The sequence below is a fragment of the Streptomyces sp. NPDC093094 genome (genome assembly GCF_044754345.1).
GTDB lineage: Bacteria > Actinomycetota > Actinomycetes > Streptomycetales > Streptomycetaceae > Streptomyces.
Genome location: NZ_JBIVOX010000022.1, coordinates 49,994 through 67,255, shown reverse-complemented (window position 1 = coordinate 67,255; position 17,262 = coordinate 49,994). Strand labels below are relative to the sequence as shown.

Below are 17,262 nucleotides of genomic sequence, written 5' to 3'. Positions count from 1 at the left end.
CGCTGGAGATCACTGCTGTTGAGCGTCCTGATGCAACTGACCTGCTCCGGCCACGGTTGAGAAGGTCTCACTTACCGTTCCTGCTCATCAATCAGCCGGTTGATGAGCGGCGCTGACGAGCCCCGACTCGTAGGCGCTGATCACCAGCTGCGCGCGGTCCCGTGCACGCAGCTTGCTCAGCAGCCGACCGATGTAGGTCTTGACGGTGCCGTTGCTGAGGTGGAGGTACTCGGAGATGCCGGCGTTGGAGAGGCCACGTGCCACGAGCACCAGGACCTCACGCTCGCGCTCCGTGAGTTCTTCGAGCGAGGAGCCCGGCGCATGGTGCGCAGGGGGAAGACGGGCGAACTCGGCGATCAGGCGCCGGGTCACCGAAGGGGCGAGAAGGGACTCTCCGGCGGCGACGGTGCGGATGCCTGCCAGCAGCACCTCGGGAGACGTGTCCTTGAGGAGGAATCCCGCTGCCCCCGCACGCAACGCGCCGTACACGTACTCGTCGAGGTCGAAGGTGGTGAGGATGAGAACGCGTGTCCCGGCTGTCTCGGGGGATCCGGCTATGCGCCGTGTCGCTTCGATGCCGTCCATGCCGGGCATCCTGATGTCCATCAGCACCACGTCCGGGCAGAGCCGCTGCGCACCCTCGACGGCTTCGGCCCCGGTGCCGGCCTCGCCCACCGCTGTCAGCCCGGGAGCGGTGTCGATGAGCACCCGGAAGCTGCCTCGGAGCAGGGACTGGTCATCGGCGACGAGCACCCGGATCGGTTCGGTCACGCGGTCTTCTCCTTCCGGCTCCGGGCCATGCCGTGAGCGGGTCCGGGCAGGAGACGAGCCGACACAGCGAATCCGCCGCCGGGCCGTGGCCCGGCGGCCAACGTCCCGCCGTACAGCATCACACGTTCGCGCATTCCCACGAGTCCGTGACCACCACCGAGTTCCGCCCGGTCGGACGCGGCCGCGTTCCCTGCACCGTCATCCGCCACCTCTATGTGCGCGTCTCCTCGCGAGTCGACTGTGATCGTCACCTGGCAGTGTGTTCCGGGGCCTGCGTGCTTGACCACGTTGGTCAGCGCCTCCTGCACGATCCGGTAGACGGCCAACGCCGTCCCCGCGGGGAGGCCGACGGCCAGTCGGGTACGGAGTTCGGTACGGACTCCCGCCCGCTCGGCACGCTGGATGAGGGCCGGCAGGTCGTCCAGCCCGGGAGGGGGAGCCGTCTCCGCCGAGCCTGGCTCTCGCGTGCGCCGTCCAGCAGTGTCGCCGCGCAGCACTCCCAGGGCACGGCGCATCTCGGTGAGCGCCTCCCGGCCGGTCTGCTCGATCGCCTGGACGGCATCGCGCGTCTCCTGGGGGCGTGCCTCGGCCACATGGTTGGCCACCGCTGCCTTGACGACGATCACACTGAGGCTGTGCGAGACGATGTCGTGCAGTTCTCTGGCGATGCGCAGGCGTTCTTCGGCCAGTGCCTCCTCCGCAAGGCGACGGTCCCTTCGGGCCGCTCGGGATCTCCGCTCGCGCACGACACGTCCTGCGGCCCACGCGGCCCCGATGATCAGCCAGACGAAGGCGGCGGTTCCGGCGGCTTCCGTCCACGGGCCGGAGGGCGTCAGGACCGCTTCGCCGGTGACGACCGCGGCTGCCGAGACCACCAGGGTCAGGGCCAGCGCCGCCGAAGCCCGGCGTGTCGGCTCGATGAGCGCCACCGCGTAGACGGCCAGGGCCGCAGAGATGTAGGGGTCACGAGTGATGTCGAGCAGTGTCGCCGTCGCCGAAGCACCCACGACTACGGCCAGGGCCGGCAGGGGCCACAGGCGCCGGACGGCCAGCGGCACTCCCACACAGACGGCCACCAGCCAGCCCAGCCACCACGGACCGGAGAACCGAGGCAGACCGTCTGAGGCACTCTGGTGGGCCAGTGCCACATGACAGGCTGTCACGACAGCCGCCACGCAGGCGTCGATCGCCAGCAGATGCGCGCCGGTCCGCAGATGCCGCCCCATTCTGTGCATCGCCCGACGATACCGATGGCCGCTCATCCGGCCTGCCCGAAGAGGAACATCGCGGTACCCACGGCGACCACCAGGAGAAGCCTTCCGGCGACCGTGGCCGCCCGCGAGGCCGTCCCGCCGCGCAACGCGGCCACGCCCAGGGGAACAAGCGCGACACACAGTCCCGCAGCGGCCGCGACCGACAGAGGGGTCGTTCCCTTCAGCACCCCCAGCGGCATCGCCGATGCCGAAGCCAGGGCCGCCGCCCGCAGCGGTCCCAGCGCTCCGGAGCGGTACGCGCCGATGGCCAGCAGGAGCCAGCCGCCCATGATGGCTGCGTTGAGTGTGCTGAAGACGTGGAACGCGCCGTAGGTCTCGCTCACCGTACGCGTCGCCGATGCCGCCCCCTGGACGGCCGCCAGCTGGAAGGCCAGGTGGTCCACACCGGCGTGAAACGCGCGGGCGAAGAGGCCGAGGACCGTGAGTGCGCCGCCCCACGCAGCGAGTTCCCTGGACATCTCGCCGATCCTGGCAGCGAGAAGCACGACTCCCGGCCAGAGCAGCACCCACCCTGCGGACACAAAGCTGTAGGAGGCTGTCATGAGGTCCGGATGGTGCCCGTACGCGTTCAGTTGCGCGGGGAAGAAGAAGTCGAAGCGCAGGCGCAGCAGCACGCCGGTGAGCAGCAGCAGGGGGCCGAGGACGAGAGAGGTGCCGCCCACCCAGCGGCCCGGAAAGACAGGGTGAGGAGCGACGATCGACGCAGTCGTGACGGTCATGGGGCAACGATGCCGCCGCCGCACGTACGACGTCGTCGGAGCACGGACCACACTTTCGGATCGGACCGTGGTCGTACCGCTTGCCTCGTGTTTGCTTCCGGTCCGATCCCCGGGCCGGACACCATGCTGCTCAGCTCACGTGCGCTTGGCCGATCCGGTGCTCGTCGGCAACGGAGCGTTGCCGACTCCGCTGTGGGTGACAGCTCCAGGTCAGCGGGCGTTCCGGTCCGCACGCCCGCCGGTTGGTACCGGGCCGGGCGGCCCGATCGCAGACCTCGTCCCCCGCTCCCCGGCTCACGCGGTGCCCGGCGTCCGGGAACCGGCCGATGATGCGGGCGGCCGACTCCGTTCCGGCAGCGAAGGCGGTGTCCTCGGCCAGACCCGCAGTTCTTGCGCGGCAGGTCCGACAGCGACCCCAGCACCAAGCCCCTCAGCCGGTCCACCAGCAAGATCACGGCCTACCGCCGCGGTACCAGGTCGCGCTGGTACCAGGGGCCTGACCCGCCATCGAGGCCGGCCGGGTCGACCAGGACGAACCCGGCCTTGATCAGCACCCTCTGGGACGCGACATTCTCGCGGGAGGTGCCCGCCCGCAGGGTGCGCAGCCCGTGCCGCGCCACCGCCAGCCGGCACAGCTCCCGGACGGTCGTGGTCGCCACGCCGCGGCCGGCGACGTGCTGTGCGACCCGGTAACCGAGCTCAGCAGTGCCGTTCTCGAGGTCGTACAGGTTGAACCGGCCCACAACCGAGCCGTCCTCGGCGACGAGCACGTAGAAGGCGCAGATGCCGGCCTCCTGCTCAGCCAGCAGGGCGCTGTACCGGTCGGTGAACTTGTCGAAGAAGCCGTCACCGCGGTCGGGGACCGAGGCGGCGAAGTAGGCGCGGTTCGCCCGCTCGAAGGCCAGGACCGCCGGGGCATGGTCGGCATGCAGCCGTTTCAGCTCGGGCACCGCCCGACCCTATCCGGGTGGTGCGTCCAGATCATCCGAGTTTCCGCCGACGGCGGACCATCCCAGGACCAGGGCACATGACGGTCTACGGCTGGAGTGGTCAGCGCGAGCAGGACGGTCTGCGCGACGCGTCCGCGGGCGAGCTGCTTGGTGGGGTCGGAGATGTCGGTGCTGGGGCTCTTGGCCCTGCCGTCGAGGCTCTCGGTGTCTGCCCGCTCCGGCCGACAGGCGTCCTGCCAGGTGGGGTGGAGGCGGTGCCGGTCCTGGCGGAACTTGTCGAGTTCTTCGAGGGCGCCGGGTCGGGCCGCCGACGCGACGGCATGGCCTGGACTTGTGGGATCTCGCCGCTCGTGACATGTCGGTCTTGCGTGAACTGGGCGTTCTCGGCTGTCTCACGGCCTTGTCACCCATGATCGGGCTCGGATCCGTGGCGTTTCCTCGCGCGAGGGCGAGGGCAGACGGCTTGCCCGTGTCGGCCGAGTACACCACGCTGAGCCCCGAGCACGAGGACTGCCGGCGAGCCCGGATCGCGCACCGATGAGTTTCCCGCGCCGCGCTGGTCCATACACCGGACACCCACGGACGGAAAAGGCTGGACCATGCGGAAACTGATCTACGGCATGAACCTGTCCCTGGACGGCTACATCGCCGCGGCCGGCGACGACATCGGCTGGGGCGGAACGCCGAGCCCTGAGCTGTTCCAGTGGTGGCTCGGCCACGAGCAGGCGAGTGGCCTGTCGCTGTACGGGCGCAAGCTGTGGGAGGCGATGAGCTCCCACTGGCCGACCGGCGACCAGCAGCCCGGCGCCACCCCGGCGGAGATCGAGTTCGCGCGGAACTGGCGGGACACGCCGAAGGTGGTGTTCTCCTCGACGATCGACAAGGTCGACTGGAACACCCGCCTGGTCACCGTCGACGCGATCGCCGAGATCACCCGGCTCAAGGCCGAGGACGGCGGCCCGATGAACATCGGCGGCGCAACGCTCGCCGGGGCGGCCATGCGCGCCGGGCTGATCGACGAGTACGTGATCGCCACCCATCCGGTCCTGGTGGGCGGCGGCACACCGTTCTTCACCGCGCTGGACAGCTGGGTGAACCTGAACCTGGTGGAGACGCGGACGTTTCCCGGCGGTGTGGTCCTGACCAGGTACGAGACGAGGCGCTGAGCGGCTTCCCGCTGTCTCACGGTTCGGATGGGCGTTCCCTCTCACCGTCGCGGCGATCTCCCCCAGCGCACACCCCAGGCCCACGAGCGATGCCCCGTGAGCCCGCGGTGTCAGCGGGCCTCCACCAGGGCACCAGCATCGGAGCCCGGCCACCCGTACAAGTGGGCGGCTTGACCTGTCAGTCCCAGATCCGTGTCGGACATGCCATCGCTCGGCCGTCGCTCGTGAGATTCGGCCACGAAGTCTGAAGACCCTGGGGTTTCCCCGTGACGGTGGACGCGCGTTCTTGGTCACGCGGCGGGCGTGAGTTCAGTGGCGTGGTGCCGGCGCTCGTATGCGTTGGGGCCGAGGTGGCCGTCGGCGGAGTGCCGACGGCGGGTGTTGCAGCGGGTCAGCCAGGCGAGAACGGTCTTTCTGCAGGTGCCGACTTCGCCGTGGCCGGGGGCGCCCTGGAGGGTCTCGCGTTCGAGAGGCGTGGAAGCTTTCGCAGGCAGCGTTGTCCGCACTCGTGCCGGCCTCGCCGTGCACCTCCCGGATCCGCTCGGCCAGGACCCGGTCCCTGTGCCGGCGGGCCGTCCTGGCTCGCCGGCCGGAGAGCCGCTTGCGGTAGCGGATCAGCTCGTCCTTGCCGGTTGCCGGGAGCGAGCGCATGGCCCCGACTCCTCGTCGGAGAACACCCGCGTCACCATCTGCCCACCCCTCTCGCCGCTGCATTCACCCGTTCAACCCAACGGGCCGGCGGCTTCACAGCAACGGGCCAGGCCGGGGGCTGCTCCGTTGTTCTTCGGCGAGTGCCACCGGGACCCCCGTTCGGGCAGGATCGCCCACATGGGCGGTGCCGCCCACGGGATGTCCACCTGACGAAGGATCCATCCCCGCGGGTGCGAGGAGCAGCTCTGCTGCAGGGACCGAAGGGACTGGGGGTTCAGGTCCGTCCCGCGTGCGCGGGGGGGGCTCCCACCACCCGGCGCCCCCGGACGGCGGGGCGGATCCGTGAGGGGCAGATGCGCTTCAGGCAGGGAGCGGGCACCTGGCCGCCGCGTCAGGCGCGGCTGTCGGGGACGATGCGCCGGTCGTGACCGCCGCGCCCGCACGCCAGGCAAGCCGGCCCTCCGGAGCTGCGGCCGGTCGCGGTCATGCCGGACGTGACGTCGCCGCGGTGCAGGTTGTTCAGCCTGTGAGCCAGCCGGGGTGCCTTCGCAATGCGCGTGGTCGGGCCTCGATGCAGGCGACTGCGGCCACGATGCGCAGGGCGATGACGAAGTACAGGAAGCGCGGACGGAGTCGAGGCCGCCGGCAAAGGCGCGCAGCCGGAGGCCGGCGGTCGTGCCGGGCAGCGGTTCACCGGTGCCGGGGCCGACGGGGAGCACGGCCACGGCATGGATCCGCACTGCGGTGGGAGCGACGTCAAAGCCGAAGCGGCCCGGCCGCCTCATGACTGCGTCTCGTCACCCGAACAGCCCTGTTTCGTCGGTGACTTCACCGCACAAAGCACCTATCGCAAGTGATCTTTCAAATGGCACGATTGGGGCGGCATACACGCCTTGTCCTCATCTCCTCATCGAAAGTGTGAGCATCCGTAGATGCGAATATCCCTCGGCGCAGCGCGCCGTACAGGTGGTGCGGCCGTGCTCTCCTTGGCCACAGCCCTGACCGGGCTCGCTTTCCCCGCGACCGCGCACGCGGCCGTGACCTGCCCGGCCGGCGTGTGGAAGGCCCAGTACTACGCCGACACCACCCTCTCCGGCACTCCGAAGGCCACCGTCTGCGACACCGCCGTCGCCGAGAACTACGGCTCCGGCGACCCCTCCGGCGTGACCCTGCCGAGCGACAACTTCGGCGTCCGCTGGACCACCACCCGCGACTTCGGCTCCGGCGGCCCCTTCGACCTGAGCCTCGCCGTCCAGGACGGCGCCCGCGTCTACCTCGACGGCAACCGCAAGATCGACCTGTGGCGAAACGTCACTTCGACCCAGCGCAAGACCGTACGCCTCACCGTGCCGCGCGGGCCCCACACCCTGCGTGTGGACTTCGCCGCCTTCACCGGCACCGCCGACATCTCCTTCTCCTACAAGCCGGTCACCGGCGCCACGTACGACAAGACCGCTCCCCTGGCCCCGGTCGGCGTGAAGTCGAGCTACTCGGCGTCCGCCCTGAAGACGACCCTGACCTGGTCCCGCAACCACGAGATGGACCTGGCCGGTTACCGCGTCTACCGCCGCGTCGCCGGCACCGGCGGCTGGAGCCTGCGCAACTCCACCCTGATCACGGGCACCGCCTTCACCGACGCGCCCCCTGCCACCGGCACCACCTACGAGTACGCCCTGCGCGGCGTCGACCGCGCCGGCAACGTCTCCGCGCTGTCCGCGGTGACGAGCGTCGTCAGCGCCGACAGGACGGCCCCCGCCGTGCCCACCGGGCTCACGGCCACGTACGACCCCTCTGCCGGCGCCCGGCTCTCCTGGTCCCCGGTGAGCGGGGCGAGTTCCTACGAGGTGCAGCGGGCCGTCGGGCCCGAGGGGACCTTCGCCCCGGTCGGCACGCCCGTGCAGAACGCCGCGCTCACCGACCCGTCCGTCCCGGTGGGCACGAGCTACTCCTACCGCGTGCGGGCCAAGGACAGCGCGGGCAACGCCTCCGCCTACTCCGCGCCCGTCCGGCTGGACGCCACCGAGGCCAAGCCGCTGCCGCCGACGGCCGTCTCCGCCGACGGCTGGGCCGACCGCAACACCGTCGGCTGGCGGTACGACGGTGACGCGTCCCACCGGTTCCACGTCTACGGAGCCGAGTCGGCCTCCGGTCCGTGGACCCGGCTGACCGGGACGCCGGTCACCGGCACCGGCTACGACGACTACGCGGCGCCCGTCGGCGAGGTGCGCCACTACCAGGTCAGGACGGTCACGGCTCTCGGCACGGAGTCGGACCCGTCAGCGACGGCCTCGGCCACCCGCACCCGCGACACCGTCCCGCCGCACATGCCGTACGGCCTGGACGCGTGGGACGCCACTGACGGCGTGCACCTCACCTGGACGCCCAACACCGACGACACGGACCACTACCTCGTCATGCGCAAGCCGATGTTCGGCGCGTGGGAGCAGATCGCCGTGGTGCGGGACGGCAAGTACCTGGACACCGGCACCGCGGCCGGCGTGCAGTTCGGCTACACCGTCCGTGCCGTCGACGCGGCCGGCAACGTCTCCCGCATGCCCGAGCCCGGCTACGGCACCGTCTACGGCAAGCGCCTGCCGGTCCACGAGAAGCCGGCCGCGCCCGCCTCGGTCACCGCGACGGCCGACAGCGGCAACGTCAAGGTGGAGTGGACCGCGAGCACGTCGACCGATGTGGCCGGCTACTACGTCTACCGCACGACCGCCGCGGACCCGACGACGGCCTACTCGGTCTCCCCACTCATCACCGGGACGACGTTCACGAACGTGGACGTGCCCGCCGGCAAGACCTGGTACTACGTGGTGCGCGTCGTCAGCACGCACAGCCAGTGGTCCGACTACTCGCCGATGGCCGAGGTCACCGTGCCCTGCCCGGTCATCACCGGACCGCCCACCCCCAGGATCACCGGGGGCGGCAGGGGCGCGGACTACGTCCAGCTCAACTGGGCGGTCGGAGCGTGCGACCAGGGTGCGACCGTCTCGTACAACGTCTACCGGTCCACGTCCGGCTCGGACGTCTTCACCCCTGAGCACCGTATCGCCACGGGCGTGACGGCACTGACGTACAAGGACCCCGGCCTGGCACGGGCGTACTACTACTACGTCGTCACCGCCGTGGCCGCCGACGGCACCGAATCGGCCCCGCAGGCCACGCCGTTCGGGATATCGCTGATGGCGCCCTGACGCCCCGCTCGATCCCTCGGCCCCGTCGTCCGGACGCCTCGTGCTTCCGGACGGCGGGGCCTTCGCGTCGGAGGACGGCAGTGCGATCGAGGTGAGGGCTCCGTCGTGACCCCGCGCCAGGGCCACCGGTGAGTTCACTCGCCGCCGACGCCTCGGCGCCGGCCCTGTCCCACCCCCGATGCCGGTTCGGACACGGCCGCGCCGAGGCGGGACGCCAGGGCGGCAACCGCGTCCCGAAGCTCCGTCCCGCCCACGACATGGAAGGCGAAAGGGACCGCCGCCAGCCATTCCTGCGCGTACATCGCCGGGTTGCGGGTGCTGCCGACGAGCACGCAGTGCTCTCCCGCCGCCCCCGCCGGTTCGAGCCGTCCCATCGGCGGCCCGACCCACGGGGCGACCCGCTCCACCGGTGCGTCGAAGAGCACATGCGTGGGATAGGCCCATCCGGTGCCCAGGTTCTCCTCCAGCACCGCGACCGGGTCGAGGTCCTCCGGCATCCGGAACCCGACCGCGCTCTCCTCGGCCGCCAGGACCCGGTCGACCCGGTAGGTGCGCACGGCGTCCGCGCGATGGGAACGGCAGAGCAGGTACCAGCGCGCCCGGCGTACGACGACCGCCCACGGGTCCACCTCCGCCTGCCACTCGTTGCCGGCCTCGCTCCGGTAGGTGATCACCACACGCCGCCGGGACGCGATCGCGTCCACCAGGGCGCTCGTGACGGCGGGATCGGCGTAGGCCGCACTCGGGTCGGGCGCGGCAGCGGCATGCTCGCGCAGCGCGGCCGCCTGACGCCCGATCCCCTCGGGCAGTGCGTGGATGACCTTGCCGAGGGCGGAGCCGACGAGGTCCCCGGGGTCGGTGGCGGCGGGCCTGCCGTCGAGCACCGCCATGACCAGGCCGAGCGCTTCGCTCTGGGTGAAGCTCACCGGCGGCAGCCTGGTCCCGCGCCCCAGCCGGTAGCCGCCGTGCGGGCCGCGCACGGAGTCCACGGGGATGCCGGCCTCCCGGAGGATCGCGACGTAGCGACGTGCGGCGCGATCGGTCACCCCGAGCCGTTCCGCGAGCTGCTCGGCCGTCGTGCCGGGGCGGGTCCGCAGGATCTCAAGGGTGCGCAGCGCGCGGGCGGTGGGGCTCGTTCCGGTCTCCACCCCGGACAGCGTAGGCGGCTCCCCGCCAATCAGGAAGCCGATCGTCCTGAACCCCTCCTAGCATGGCGGAGCCCGGTCGGGCAGGCCGCGTCCACTCGACGCTTTCGGCCGCTGTCTCCGCTCCCACCTCGACGGAAAGTTGATCCCACCATGGAAATCCTGCTCATCGGCGGTCTGTGGCTGGACGGCACAGCATGGGATGCGGTGACACCGGCCCTTGAGACGCTCGGGCACCGCCCGCGGCCGGTGACCCTTCCGGGCCAGGGCGACGGACGCTCCTCCGCCACGCTCGACGAGCAGCTGGCGACGGTCCTCGCCGCCGTCGATGCAACGGTGGAGAAGCCCCTGCTCGTGGCGCACTCGGCCGCCTGCACCCTCGGCTGGATGGCCACCGACGCGCGCCCGGGGCGGGTGGCCAAGCTGGCGCTGATCGGAGGCTTCCCCAAAGAGGACGGCCAGACGTACGCCGACTTCTTCGAGATGCGCGACGGCGCCATGCCCTTCCCCGGCTGGGGCCCGTTCGAGGGTGCGGACAGCGCCGACCTCGACGAGGAACTGCGGCAGCGCATCGAAGCCGGTGCCGTCCCCGTCCCCGAGCAGGTGGCCAGGGGTGTGGTCCGGCTGACGGACGAGCGCCGCTACGAGGTTCCGGTCGTGGTGGTCTGCCCGGAGTTCACCCCGGAGCAGGCCCGCGCATGGATCGCCGCCGGCGAGGCGCCGGAACTCGCCCGGGCCGAGCAGGTCGAGTTCGCCGGCATCGACTCCGGCCACTGGCCGATGTTCACCGAGCCGGCCGAGCTCGCCCGCCTCCTCGACGGGGCGGCGTCCCGGGACTGACCGGGCACGGACTCCGGCCATGGCTCGTTCGGCGAAGAGAGGGAAGCGGGCGAGCAGCACGTTGAGGGTTCAACGCACCCATGCCGGCAGCGCTGCGGGCGGCGGCGGACCGCCGCCGCGACGCCACCCCGCCGACAACCGTCCCGACGCGCACGACCGCTGCGAGCGCCGCCCGAACCCGTGAACATCTGCCCTTCGTTCCCGGGCTCTGGCTCATGTTCCGTGCTCCGGCCGCCATGCCGACACGACCATTGCGTGGAATCAGCGGTGTCAAGCCGTGTGCTTGTGCATCACGCCGAGGTAGTGCCGATCTCGGTGCGGAACGTGGTGGTCCTGGCGGGGCGAGCTGAAGACGGCGCAGACCTCGGCGGGCCGGGTGAGGATGCTCGACTGCTCGCCGAAGGTCAGGACAGGGTTGGCCTCGTGGTGGCAGCCTGCGGTGTCGAGGGCGGTGGTCAGTTCCTCGCGGAGCACGGTGGCTTCGAACGACTCGGAATCGGGCAGGACGAGCGGCGGGAGGCCGGCGGCGGAACCGGGCCAGAGGTTGATCCAGATTCCGCTGACGGCCCGCTGCGTGACCACCAGCTGCAGCCCGTTCCAGGAGTAGGGATAGCCGTCGATGTCGGGCCCCATCATGATGTGGGCGGGGTGCGGGCGCCCTCGGCCGAGAAGGTCTTCAGCCTCGACCAGGGACATTCCGCAGCGAAGCGGCCCGATCCGGCCGGTTCGGGCGAAGTCGACGAGCACGTTCATCAAGGTCACGGCAGTGACTGTGACACCCTCCCGGACTTGTGCGCACCCCGGTATCGGCGCGGTGCGGAGCCTGTCCCGCCCTGCCGGACGCCGACGAGCGGCAGAAGGCGGGCTGCCGCCGGCATGTCCGGTCCGCGTGGTGTCGGGCCTGCCTGAGCGGGTGTGTCGGCGGGGCGGGGCGGCACGAGGAGGTCGCGACGATGACCAGCGTGTCCTGGACACCGGGGACACCGAAGCCGCGAACGACCTCGGCAATCCGCTGCACGGGATCAGAGTGACGCGGGGCGGCCGAACCCCCCTCTGATCCCGTCAGGTTGCCGGTCCGGCGGGCGCAGTGCGCTCTGCTGCAGCGCCACGTCCGAGGCCGTCCTGGTCGGCCACGTGCCGGCCTGGACCACTCGCGCCGCTCTGCTGCCGCAACCGCCGCTGCTCGGGTGACCGTACGAAGCTCTGCCGCCCGAGCACGCAGGGCACGGTCCTGCGCCTGCACCGCGTCCTGCGGCCGGAGGACGACCCGGCGCTCACGGCGCTCACGGCGCTCACGGCGCTCACGGCGTTCACGGCGCGAGGAGGGACGGGCCATGTCGCCGCGGCGTGGCGGAGTGCCGGAGGCCGCGTCCGCGGGGTGATCGCGACCCTCTGGCACCCGCCGGGGACCTCTTCGGCCGCTGCCGTGCCGAACGGTGCGGGCGTCTACCGCTTGCCCTGTGCATGACGCAGGATCTCGTCGGCCAAGCGGTCGTCCAGCACCCGGGGAAGGGTGTGGCCCATGCCTTCGACCATCACCAGCCGGGCGCGGGGAAGGGCGGCGGCGGTCGCCTCGGCGTGCGGCGGCGGGAACATCGGGTCCTCCGTACCGTGCAGCACCAGGGCCGGCGCGGTCACGGACGACAGCTCCGCCGTGGCCCCGGACCCCGCCGCTCCGGCGAGCGTGTGGTGGAGACCGGCACGCAGATCACGCGCCCGCTCGTGGACCCGCCGCTCCATCGCGCGGTACTCGTCCTCGTCGAACGGCAGCACCGGTCCGTGCAGCACGCGCCACAGCGGCAGCCGGGCGGCGAGATGGTCCTCCGGGCCGGCCTCGGGGTCGGGCAGCGTCGACATGAGCGCGGTCAGCAACTCGGCCGACGGGGGAGGCAGTTGTCCGGGAAGCGCGGGCACGCCCTCCAGTGCGCGCTGCACCGCTCCCGCCGTGTCCGTGCCGAGGGGCTGGGACGACAGGCTCGTCAGCGTCAGCACGCGGTGCGGATGGGAGACGGCCAGGCGCTGAGCGATGATCCCGCCGAGGGACGCCCCCACCAGATGGGCTCGTCCGGTCTCGAACGCGTCCAGCACGGCGAGGGCGTCGGAGGCCATGTCGGCGATCGTGTACGGCCGGGCGGCGAAGTCCACGACGGAGGAGCGTCCGGTGTCGCGGTGGTCGTAGCGGACGACCCTGAGGCCCCCGTCGACCAGCCGGCGGACGATCCCGTCGTTCCACTGGATCCCCTGGGCCTGTGCGCCCATCACCAGCAGGACCACCGGACGGTCCGGGTGCCCGAACTCCTCCGCCCACAACTCGACGTCGCCCGCGCGGACGTACCGCTCGCGGCCCGTGAGGTATTCGTGCTCGCTTCTATTTTCCTGCATGGTTGTTCAAGATAATGGCTGGGTGCGGGCTGCGCACCGGAATTTCCCGGCCCTGGGGCGAGGATCCGGTTGGACTCCGTGGGGTCCCGGCGGGCAACCTGATCGCATGGCCGGAGTCAAAGGGCAGGTGCAGCAGCGCGGTGTGGAGCGCCGGCGCGCCATGGTGGATGCCGCGATCGAACTGTTCGCACGTCAGGGGGTGCGCGGCACCGGCGTGGCAGCGATCGCCGAGCGCGCGGGCGCCACGCCCTCGGCCCTCATCCACCACTTCGGCAGCAAGGACGGGCTCGTGCGAGCGGTTCTGGAGGAGGCCGACCGGCGCGCCCTGGAACGGCTGTCCGTCCCGCGGGACGCCGAACCCACTCTCGCCCGTGCCTTCGACTGGTTCGTCCGGGACGCCGAGCACACCGCCACCGCCGAACGCCAGCTGACCGCGCTGCACATGACTCTCACCGCGGAGAACCTGGAGCCGGGTGCCGCGCTGCACACCTGGTTCCGGGACCGCGGCCGGGCGCTGCGCGGCCATCTCTCCGCCTTGTTCGCACGCGCCGTGGCCGACGGTTCTGCCCGGGCGGGCCTCGATCCGCAGATCCTGGCGGCGGAGACGGCCGCCTTCGTCGAAGGCGCCCACCTGCTGTGGCTGCTCGACCCCGAGAGGGTCGACCTGGCGGCCGTGCACCGCAGCTACTTCGAGGGCTTGTCCGCGCGCCTGCACCCCTGAACGAGGCCGGGGCGGCCGAAACCGCGCGGCGGAGCGTCCGCGAAGACGGCCACTCGCGCCGGGAGGCCCACCCGGCTCCCGGCACCGCCCTCCACCGCCGACTACGATGGATCACCGGCATCCGCCGACACCGTGCCGGGCCACCGGTCGGCCCGGTCCCGGGCAGGGCAGGAGAGGCGCAGCACGATGACGGGTCCCCGGGACGCGGCCGTACTCGACGATCCGGTGGCCGCGTCGCTCCACGGTCACCACGCCCATCTCGCCCGGCGGCTGGGCGGTGCCGTCAGCTATGTGCCGGACGTCGCGACGTTCTCCGCGGTGTCCGCCGGGTCGGGCGCCGCCGCGTGGGACGACCTCGCCGAGCTGCTGGGCGGCGCTGCGTTCGCCGACATGTTCAGCTGCCCCGTCCTGCCCCCGCCCGACTGGCCGCCGGTCTTCGTCCTCGAAGGCCGCCAGATGATCTGGACCGGCGACGGCGATCCGGGGGTCCTCGGCACCGCGCCGGACCCCGGCATCGTCGAACTGGGCGCGGACCACGTGCCCGACATGCTCGGCCTCGTCGAACGGACCCGGCCGGGACCCTTCCGGGCCCGTACCCGTGAACTCGGCACCTATCTGGGCATCCACGAGCAAGGTGCCCTGGTGGCGATGGCGGGCGAGCGGCTCCGGCCTCCCGGCTGGACGGAGATCAGCGCGGTCTGCACGGCGCCGCAGGCGCGAGGGCGCGGCTGTGCGGCCCGCCTGGTCCGGGCGCTCGTCGTGCGGATCACGGCCCGCGGTGAACGGCCCTTCCTGCACGTGGCCGAGGCGAACACCGGCGCGATCGCCCTCTACGAACGGCTCGGTTTCACCACCCGCAGACAGGTGACGTTCCGCGGCTTCCGCACCCCGTGAGCCGTGACCGGGCGACGCCTTCTCCCCCGTCCACCGGCCTGAGCCGGAGGTTCGTCGTCGGTCTGGTGCGGATCGTCGTGGACCGGAGATCCCTCCGTCGTCGGTGACGGATGCCCGGCGGGCTGTGCTCGGGGGACGGGTGTGTCGCCGGTCGACGGCTCAGGCCCTGGCATTGCGGTTCCGGATCGTTCCGGAGTGAGCCGGGGACACTCGATCATGGAGGTGTCACGCCGGCCCGCCTCCAAGCGCCGCTTCGCCAGGACGGGCGGTGGGCGACGTCGTGCCGGACGTAGCAGTCGTCGCAACCGGCCTCCCGCACCCATCGATATCCGCGTCTCTCCAGGAAGGTCCTGATGCGGGAACGGACCGGCAGCCAGTTGTGCTCGATCGTCAGTACGCGGAAGGAATACCGGTCGAAAGGGAAGCTCGACAGGATGGCCAGTTCCGACCCTTCGGTGTCAAGGCTCCAGTAGTCGATGACGGGCGGAGCCGCGCAGGCTTCGAGGACCGAGCGGACGGTACGTGCGGCCCTGCGGACCGTGGGAGGGGCGCTGCCTTCAGCGACCCGCAGAAGGTCTTTCGCGCACCGCAGGAGGGAGGGATCGTATTCGTGGAGGATTCCCCCGACCGTCCCGGCCTCCAGGAATTCGACATGACCTTCCCGGTCGTAGAGGCAGCAGTTCACGCAGACGCACCGACGGTTCTCCAGGAGGCGGGCGAAGAACTCCGTGTTCGGTTCGATGCAGATGCCCGTCCAGTCGAAGGACTGCTCGAGCAGGCGGGTGTTGCTCGCCTGCAGACCGTCCGAGGCCCCGGAGTCGAGGAAGAACCCCTCCCGCATTCCTCCGAGGACTTCGACGACGAATTCGTCCTGGCCGTACTGGGAGGTCACGGCCGATGTCCGCGCACACGGCCGAACGCCCCGGACCGCCAGGCCATGGACGCGCCGTCCCGTGACGCGGCCGAGGAGAGCTGCCGGTGGTGGGTGTCGTTCTCCCGCTCGCCGTAGAGCATCGTGATGTTGATGCGCCGGTTCTCGTACCCCGGCCGGAAGGACAGGCCGTCCGTGCCGTGGAACAGGTCCGAGTTGAAGAGAATGGCGCGGTTCTGGCGATAGGGGATCTTGAAGGATTTCGCGTGCTGCTGCCGAAGGTAGGGCTCGATGACGTCGGTACGGTTGTTGTACGTGGCGAAATCCCAGTCGAGCGGGGCATCGACCCCGTAGACGACGAGTCCGCCCGACCCCTCGTCCAGATTGGCTTCGGTCGGGGTGATCCAGAAATTCAGATTGACGGCGGCGAAATCCGCGTGCGTGTTGGAGTCGGCGGGGAAGTTGCTCTGGTTCTTGAACGCCCACAGCTGGCGGAGCGGGTAGCGCTTGCCGATCACCCGGGGCAGGGCGTCCCGGACCTCCTCGGCGATCTGGAGGAGCAGCGGGCAGTTGAACCCGTCCCGGAAGAAGGCGCCGAGTCGTCCGTGCGCGTAGCGGTTCCCCGTCCACACGGTCGATTCCAGACAGAAGCGCTGAAGTTCCTCGAGCGCACCGGGAGCCAGGAAGTCGTCGATGACCACGACGCCCGGCGGCTGGTCGAGGTACTGGTTCTCCACCTCCCGGGGCTTCCATGCGTCGGACAGGGCACGCCGTACGCGGGGAGTGTCCCGTACGTGGACGAGTCGGCCGTAGACGTGCTCGATGGCCCGCCACGCCGAGGCGTCTGCCGGCGCGTGCCTGCCCACACCGGCCGACTCCAGGTGGGAGGCCGTCTCCTCGTAACTGCTGATGATGCCGGTGAACTCGTCACCGAGGACGCCCCGCTGTTGCAGGTAGCGGAACTGGTCGATGTCGTGGCGCAGCTTCGGGACCGTGAGGCGGATGTCCGGGGCGCCCGGGCGGGGCGGCGGGGCGGACCGCGGGTACCAGGCGCTGCCCAGGCGAACCGCCGCATGGATCCGCGCGTACTCGCCGGCGACCGGGAGGTCGTGTTCCAGCAGGGCGAGCCAGGACCGGTGTTCCAGCCAGGCGAGATCCTCGGCGTCGTAGGCCGCCTCGGTGCGCCACAGGGCGATGCACTCGCCGCTTCGGCCGCGGCGCACGAGAGATGTCGTGAGGTCCCGGCGCGCGTCACGCCGGCCGGGGTCGACGGGTGGCGGGAGGCTCGCGTCCGGAGCGCGGTCGTCCTCCACCTACCGGCCCCCGACGCTTTCCAGCACCCCGCGGTCGCGCAGCCGGACGGAGTACTCGACGAGAGCCTCCAGAGCCGGGACGTAGTGACCGGCGAAGAGACTGACTGTGGTGCTGACTTGCGTCCCGCTGACCTGGGTGCCGAACTGAGTGCCCGTACTGATCTCAGTACCGGAGACGAGGGGGCCGGTGCTGATGTGCGTACCGCTCTGCTCCGTACCGAACGCCGTCCCCGTACTGATCTCAGTACCAGAGACAACAGGACCGGTACTGATGTGCGTACCGCTCTGCTCCGTACCGAACGCCGTCCCCGTACTGATCTCAGTACCAGAGACAACAGGACCGGTACTGATGTGCGTACCGCTCT

Annotated in this window: 15 protein-coding genes; 5 read left to right on the top strand and 10 right to left on the bottom strand. The window is 71.1% G+C overall.

Annotation, left to right across the window (positions count from 1 at the left end; translation table 11 throughout):
• Positions 1–87 precede the first annotated feature (87 nt).
• From ACIQGV_RS33560 to ACIQGV_RS33545, 4 genes are all read right to left on the bottom strand, one after another.
• The gene (locus ACIQGV_RS33560; protein WP_402501565.1) at positions 88–771 is read right to left on the bottom strand and encodes a response regulator; all 684 of its coding nucleotides are present in this window, start codon (positions 769–771) and stop codon (positions 88–90) included.
• On the bottom strand, positions 768–2,006 hold the full coding sequence (locus ACIQGV_RS33555) for a sensor histidine kinase (RefSeq protein ID WP_402501562.1): 1,239 nt from the start codon (positions 2,004–2,006) through the stop codon (positions 768–770). Before ACIQGV_RS33555 ends, ACIQGV_RS33560 begins: the two co-directional genes overlap by 4 nt.
• Positions 2,007–2,029: 23 nt before the next feature.
• A complete protein-coding gene (locus ACIQGV_RS33550; RefSeq protein ID WP_402501559.1) occupies positions 2,030–2,764 on the bottom strand; it encodes a hypothetical protein in 735 nt (244 codons plus the stop codon).
• 458 nt (positions 2,765–3,222) lie between these two features.
• The gene (locus tag ACIQGV_RS33545) at positions 3,223–3,714 is read right to left on the bottom strand and encodes a GNAT family N-acetyltransferase (protein WP_402501556.1); all 492 of its coding nucleotides are present in this window, start codon (positions 3,712–3,714) and stop codon (positions 3,223–3,225) included.
• Positions 3,715–4,313: 599 nt separating this feature from the next.
• Here ACIQGV_RS33545 and ACIQGV_RS33540 point away from each other — a divergent pair.
• Both ACIQGV_RS33540 and ACIQGV_RS33535 read left to right on the top strand, forming a co-directional pair.
• Entirely contained in the window at positions 4,314–4,880 is a 567-nt protein-coding gene (locus tag ACIQGV_RS33540; protein WP_402501553.1) for a dihydrofolate reductase family protein, read from the top strand.
• Between the two features lie 1,583 nt (positions 4,881–6,463).
• The gene (locus ACIQGV_RS33535) at positions 6,464–8,731 is read left to right on the top strand and encodes a fibronectin type III domain-containing protein (RefSeq protein WP_402501550.1); all 2,268 of its coding nucleotides are present in this window, start codon (positions 6,464–6,466) and stop codon (positions 8,729–8,731) included.
• Between the two features lie 134 nt (positions 8,732–8,865).
• On the opposite strand, the gene ACIQGV_RS33530 is transcribed toward ACIQGV_RS33535, so the two are convergent.
• Entirely contained in the window at positions 8,866–9,879 is a 1,014-nt protein-coding gene (locus ACIQGV_RS33530) for a helix-turn-helix transcriptional regulator (protein ID WP_402501547.1), read from the bottom strand.
• 150 nt (positions 9,880–10,029) lie between these two features.
• Here ACIQGV_RS33530 and ACIQGV_RS33525 point away from each other — a divergent pair, with 150 nt between their 5' ends.
• Entirely contained in the window at positions 10,030–10,716 is a 687-nt protein-coding gene (locus ACIQGV_RS33525) for an alpha/beta fold hydrolase (protein WP_402501544.1), read from the top strand.
• Between the two features lie 270 nt (positions 10,717–10,986).
• On the opposite strand, the gene ACIQGV_RS33520 is transcribed toward ACIQGV_RS33525, so the two are convergent.
• Together ACIQGV_RS33520 and ACIQGV_RS33515 are read right to left on the bottom strand one after the other, a co-directional pair.
• Positions 10,987–11,478 (bottom strand): hypothetical protein, encoded by a 492-nt coding sequence (locus ACIQGV_RS33520; RefSeq protein ID WP_402501541.1) that lies wholly within the window; start codon positions 11,476–11,478, stop codon positions 10,987–10,989.
• Between the two features lie 684 nt (positions 11,479–12,162).
• Positions 12,163–13,098: an alpha/beta fold hydrolase gene (locus ACIQGV_RS33515; RefSeq protein ID WP_402501538.1), complete on the bottom strand. Its 936-nt coding sequence runs from the start codon at positions 13,096–13,098 to the stop codon at positions 12,163–12,165.
• A 106-nt stretch (positions 13,099–13,204) separates the two neighbouring features.
• On the opposite strand from ACIQGV_RS33515, the gene ACIQGV_RS33510 reads away from it, so the two are divergent.
• Together ACIQGV_RS33510 and ACIQGV_RS33505 are read left to right on the top strand one after the other, a co-directional pair.
• On the top strand, positions 13,205–13,819 hold the full coding sequence (locus ACIQGV_RS33510) for a TetR/AcrR family transcriptional regulator (RefSeq protein ID WP_402501535.1): 615 nt from the start codon (positions 13,205–13,207) through the stop codon (positions 13,817–13,819).
• Positions 13,820–14,005: 186 nt separating this feature from the next.
• Complete coding sequence (locus ACIQGV_RS33505) at positions 14,006–14,713, top strand: GNAT family N-acetyltransferase (RefSeq protein ID WP_402501532.1); 708 nt, start codon at positions 14,006–14,008, stop codon at positions 14,711–14,713.
• Between the two features lie 214 nt (positions 14,714–14,927).
• Here ACIQGV_RS33505 and ACIQGV_RS33500 read toward each other — a convergent pair whose 3' ends face one another.
• The 3 genes from ACIQGV_RS33500 to ACIQGV_RS33490 form a co-directional block, all read right to left on the bottom strand.
• Positions 14,928–15,605: an FkbM family methyltransferase gene (locus tag ACIQGV_RS33500; RefSeq protein ID WP_402501529.1), complete on the bottom strand. Its 678-nt coding sequence runs from the start codon at positions 15,603–15,605 to the stop codon at positions 14,928–14,930.
• Positions 15,602–16,807: a hypothetical protein gene (locus ACIQGV_RS33495; protein WP_402501526.1), complete on the bottom strand. Its 1,206-nt coding sequence runs from the start codon at positions 16,805–16,807 to the stop codon at positions 15,602–15,604. Before ACIQGV_RS33495 ends, ACIQGV_RS33500 begins: the two co-directional genes overlap by 4 nt.
• Before the next feature lie 90 nt (positions 16,808–16,897).
• The coding region (locus ACIQGV_RS33490; RefSeq protein WP_402501523.1) for a hypothetical protein at positions 16,898–17,262 on the bottom strand (365 nt) is incomplete at its 5' end.

Excerpts from the sequence above, each read along its gene's own strand:
- ACIQGV_RS33510 (WP_402501535.1), top strand. The coding sequence starts at position 13,205 with ATGGCCGGAGTCAAAGGGCAGGTGCAGCAGCGCGGTGTGGAGCGCCGG.
- ACIQGV_RS33555 (WP_402501562.1), bottom strand. The coding sequence starts at position 2,006 with ATGCACAGAATGGGGCGGCATCTGCGGACCGGCGCGCATCTGCTGGCG.
- ACIQGV_RS33535 (WP_402501550.1), top strand. The coding sequence starts at position 6,464 with ATGCGAATATCCCTCGGCGCAGCGCGCCGTACAGGTGGTGCGGCCGTG.
- ACIQGV_RS33515 (WP_402501538.1), bottom strand. The coding sequence starts at position 13,098 with ATGCAGGAAAATAGAAGCGAGCACGAATACCTCACGGGCCGCGAGCGG.
- ACIQGV_RS33505 (WP_402501532.1), top strand. The coding sequence starts at position 14,006 with ATGACGGGTCCCCGGGACGCGGCCGTACTCGACGATCCGGTGGCCGCG.
- ACIQGV_RS33540 (WP_402501553.1), top strand. The coding sequence starts at position 4,314 with ATGCGGAAACTGATCTACGGCATGAACCTGTCCCTGGACGGCTACATC.
- ACIQGV_RS33550 (WP_402501559.1), bottom strand. The coding sequence starts at position 2,764 with ATGACCGTCACGACTGCGTCGATCGTCGCTCCTCACCCTGTCTTTCCG.
- ACIQGV_RS33525 (WP_402501544.1), top strand. The coding sequence starts at position 10,030 with ATGGAAATCCTGCTCATCGGCGGTCTGTGGCTGGACGGCACAGCATGG.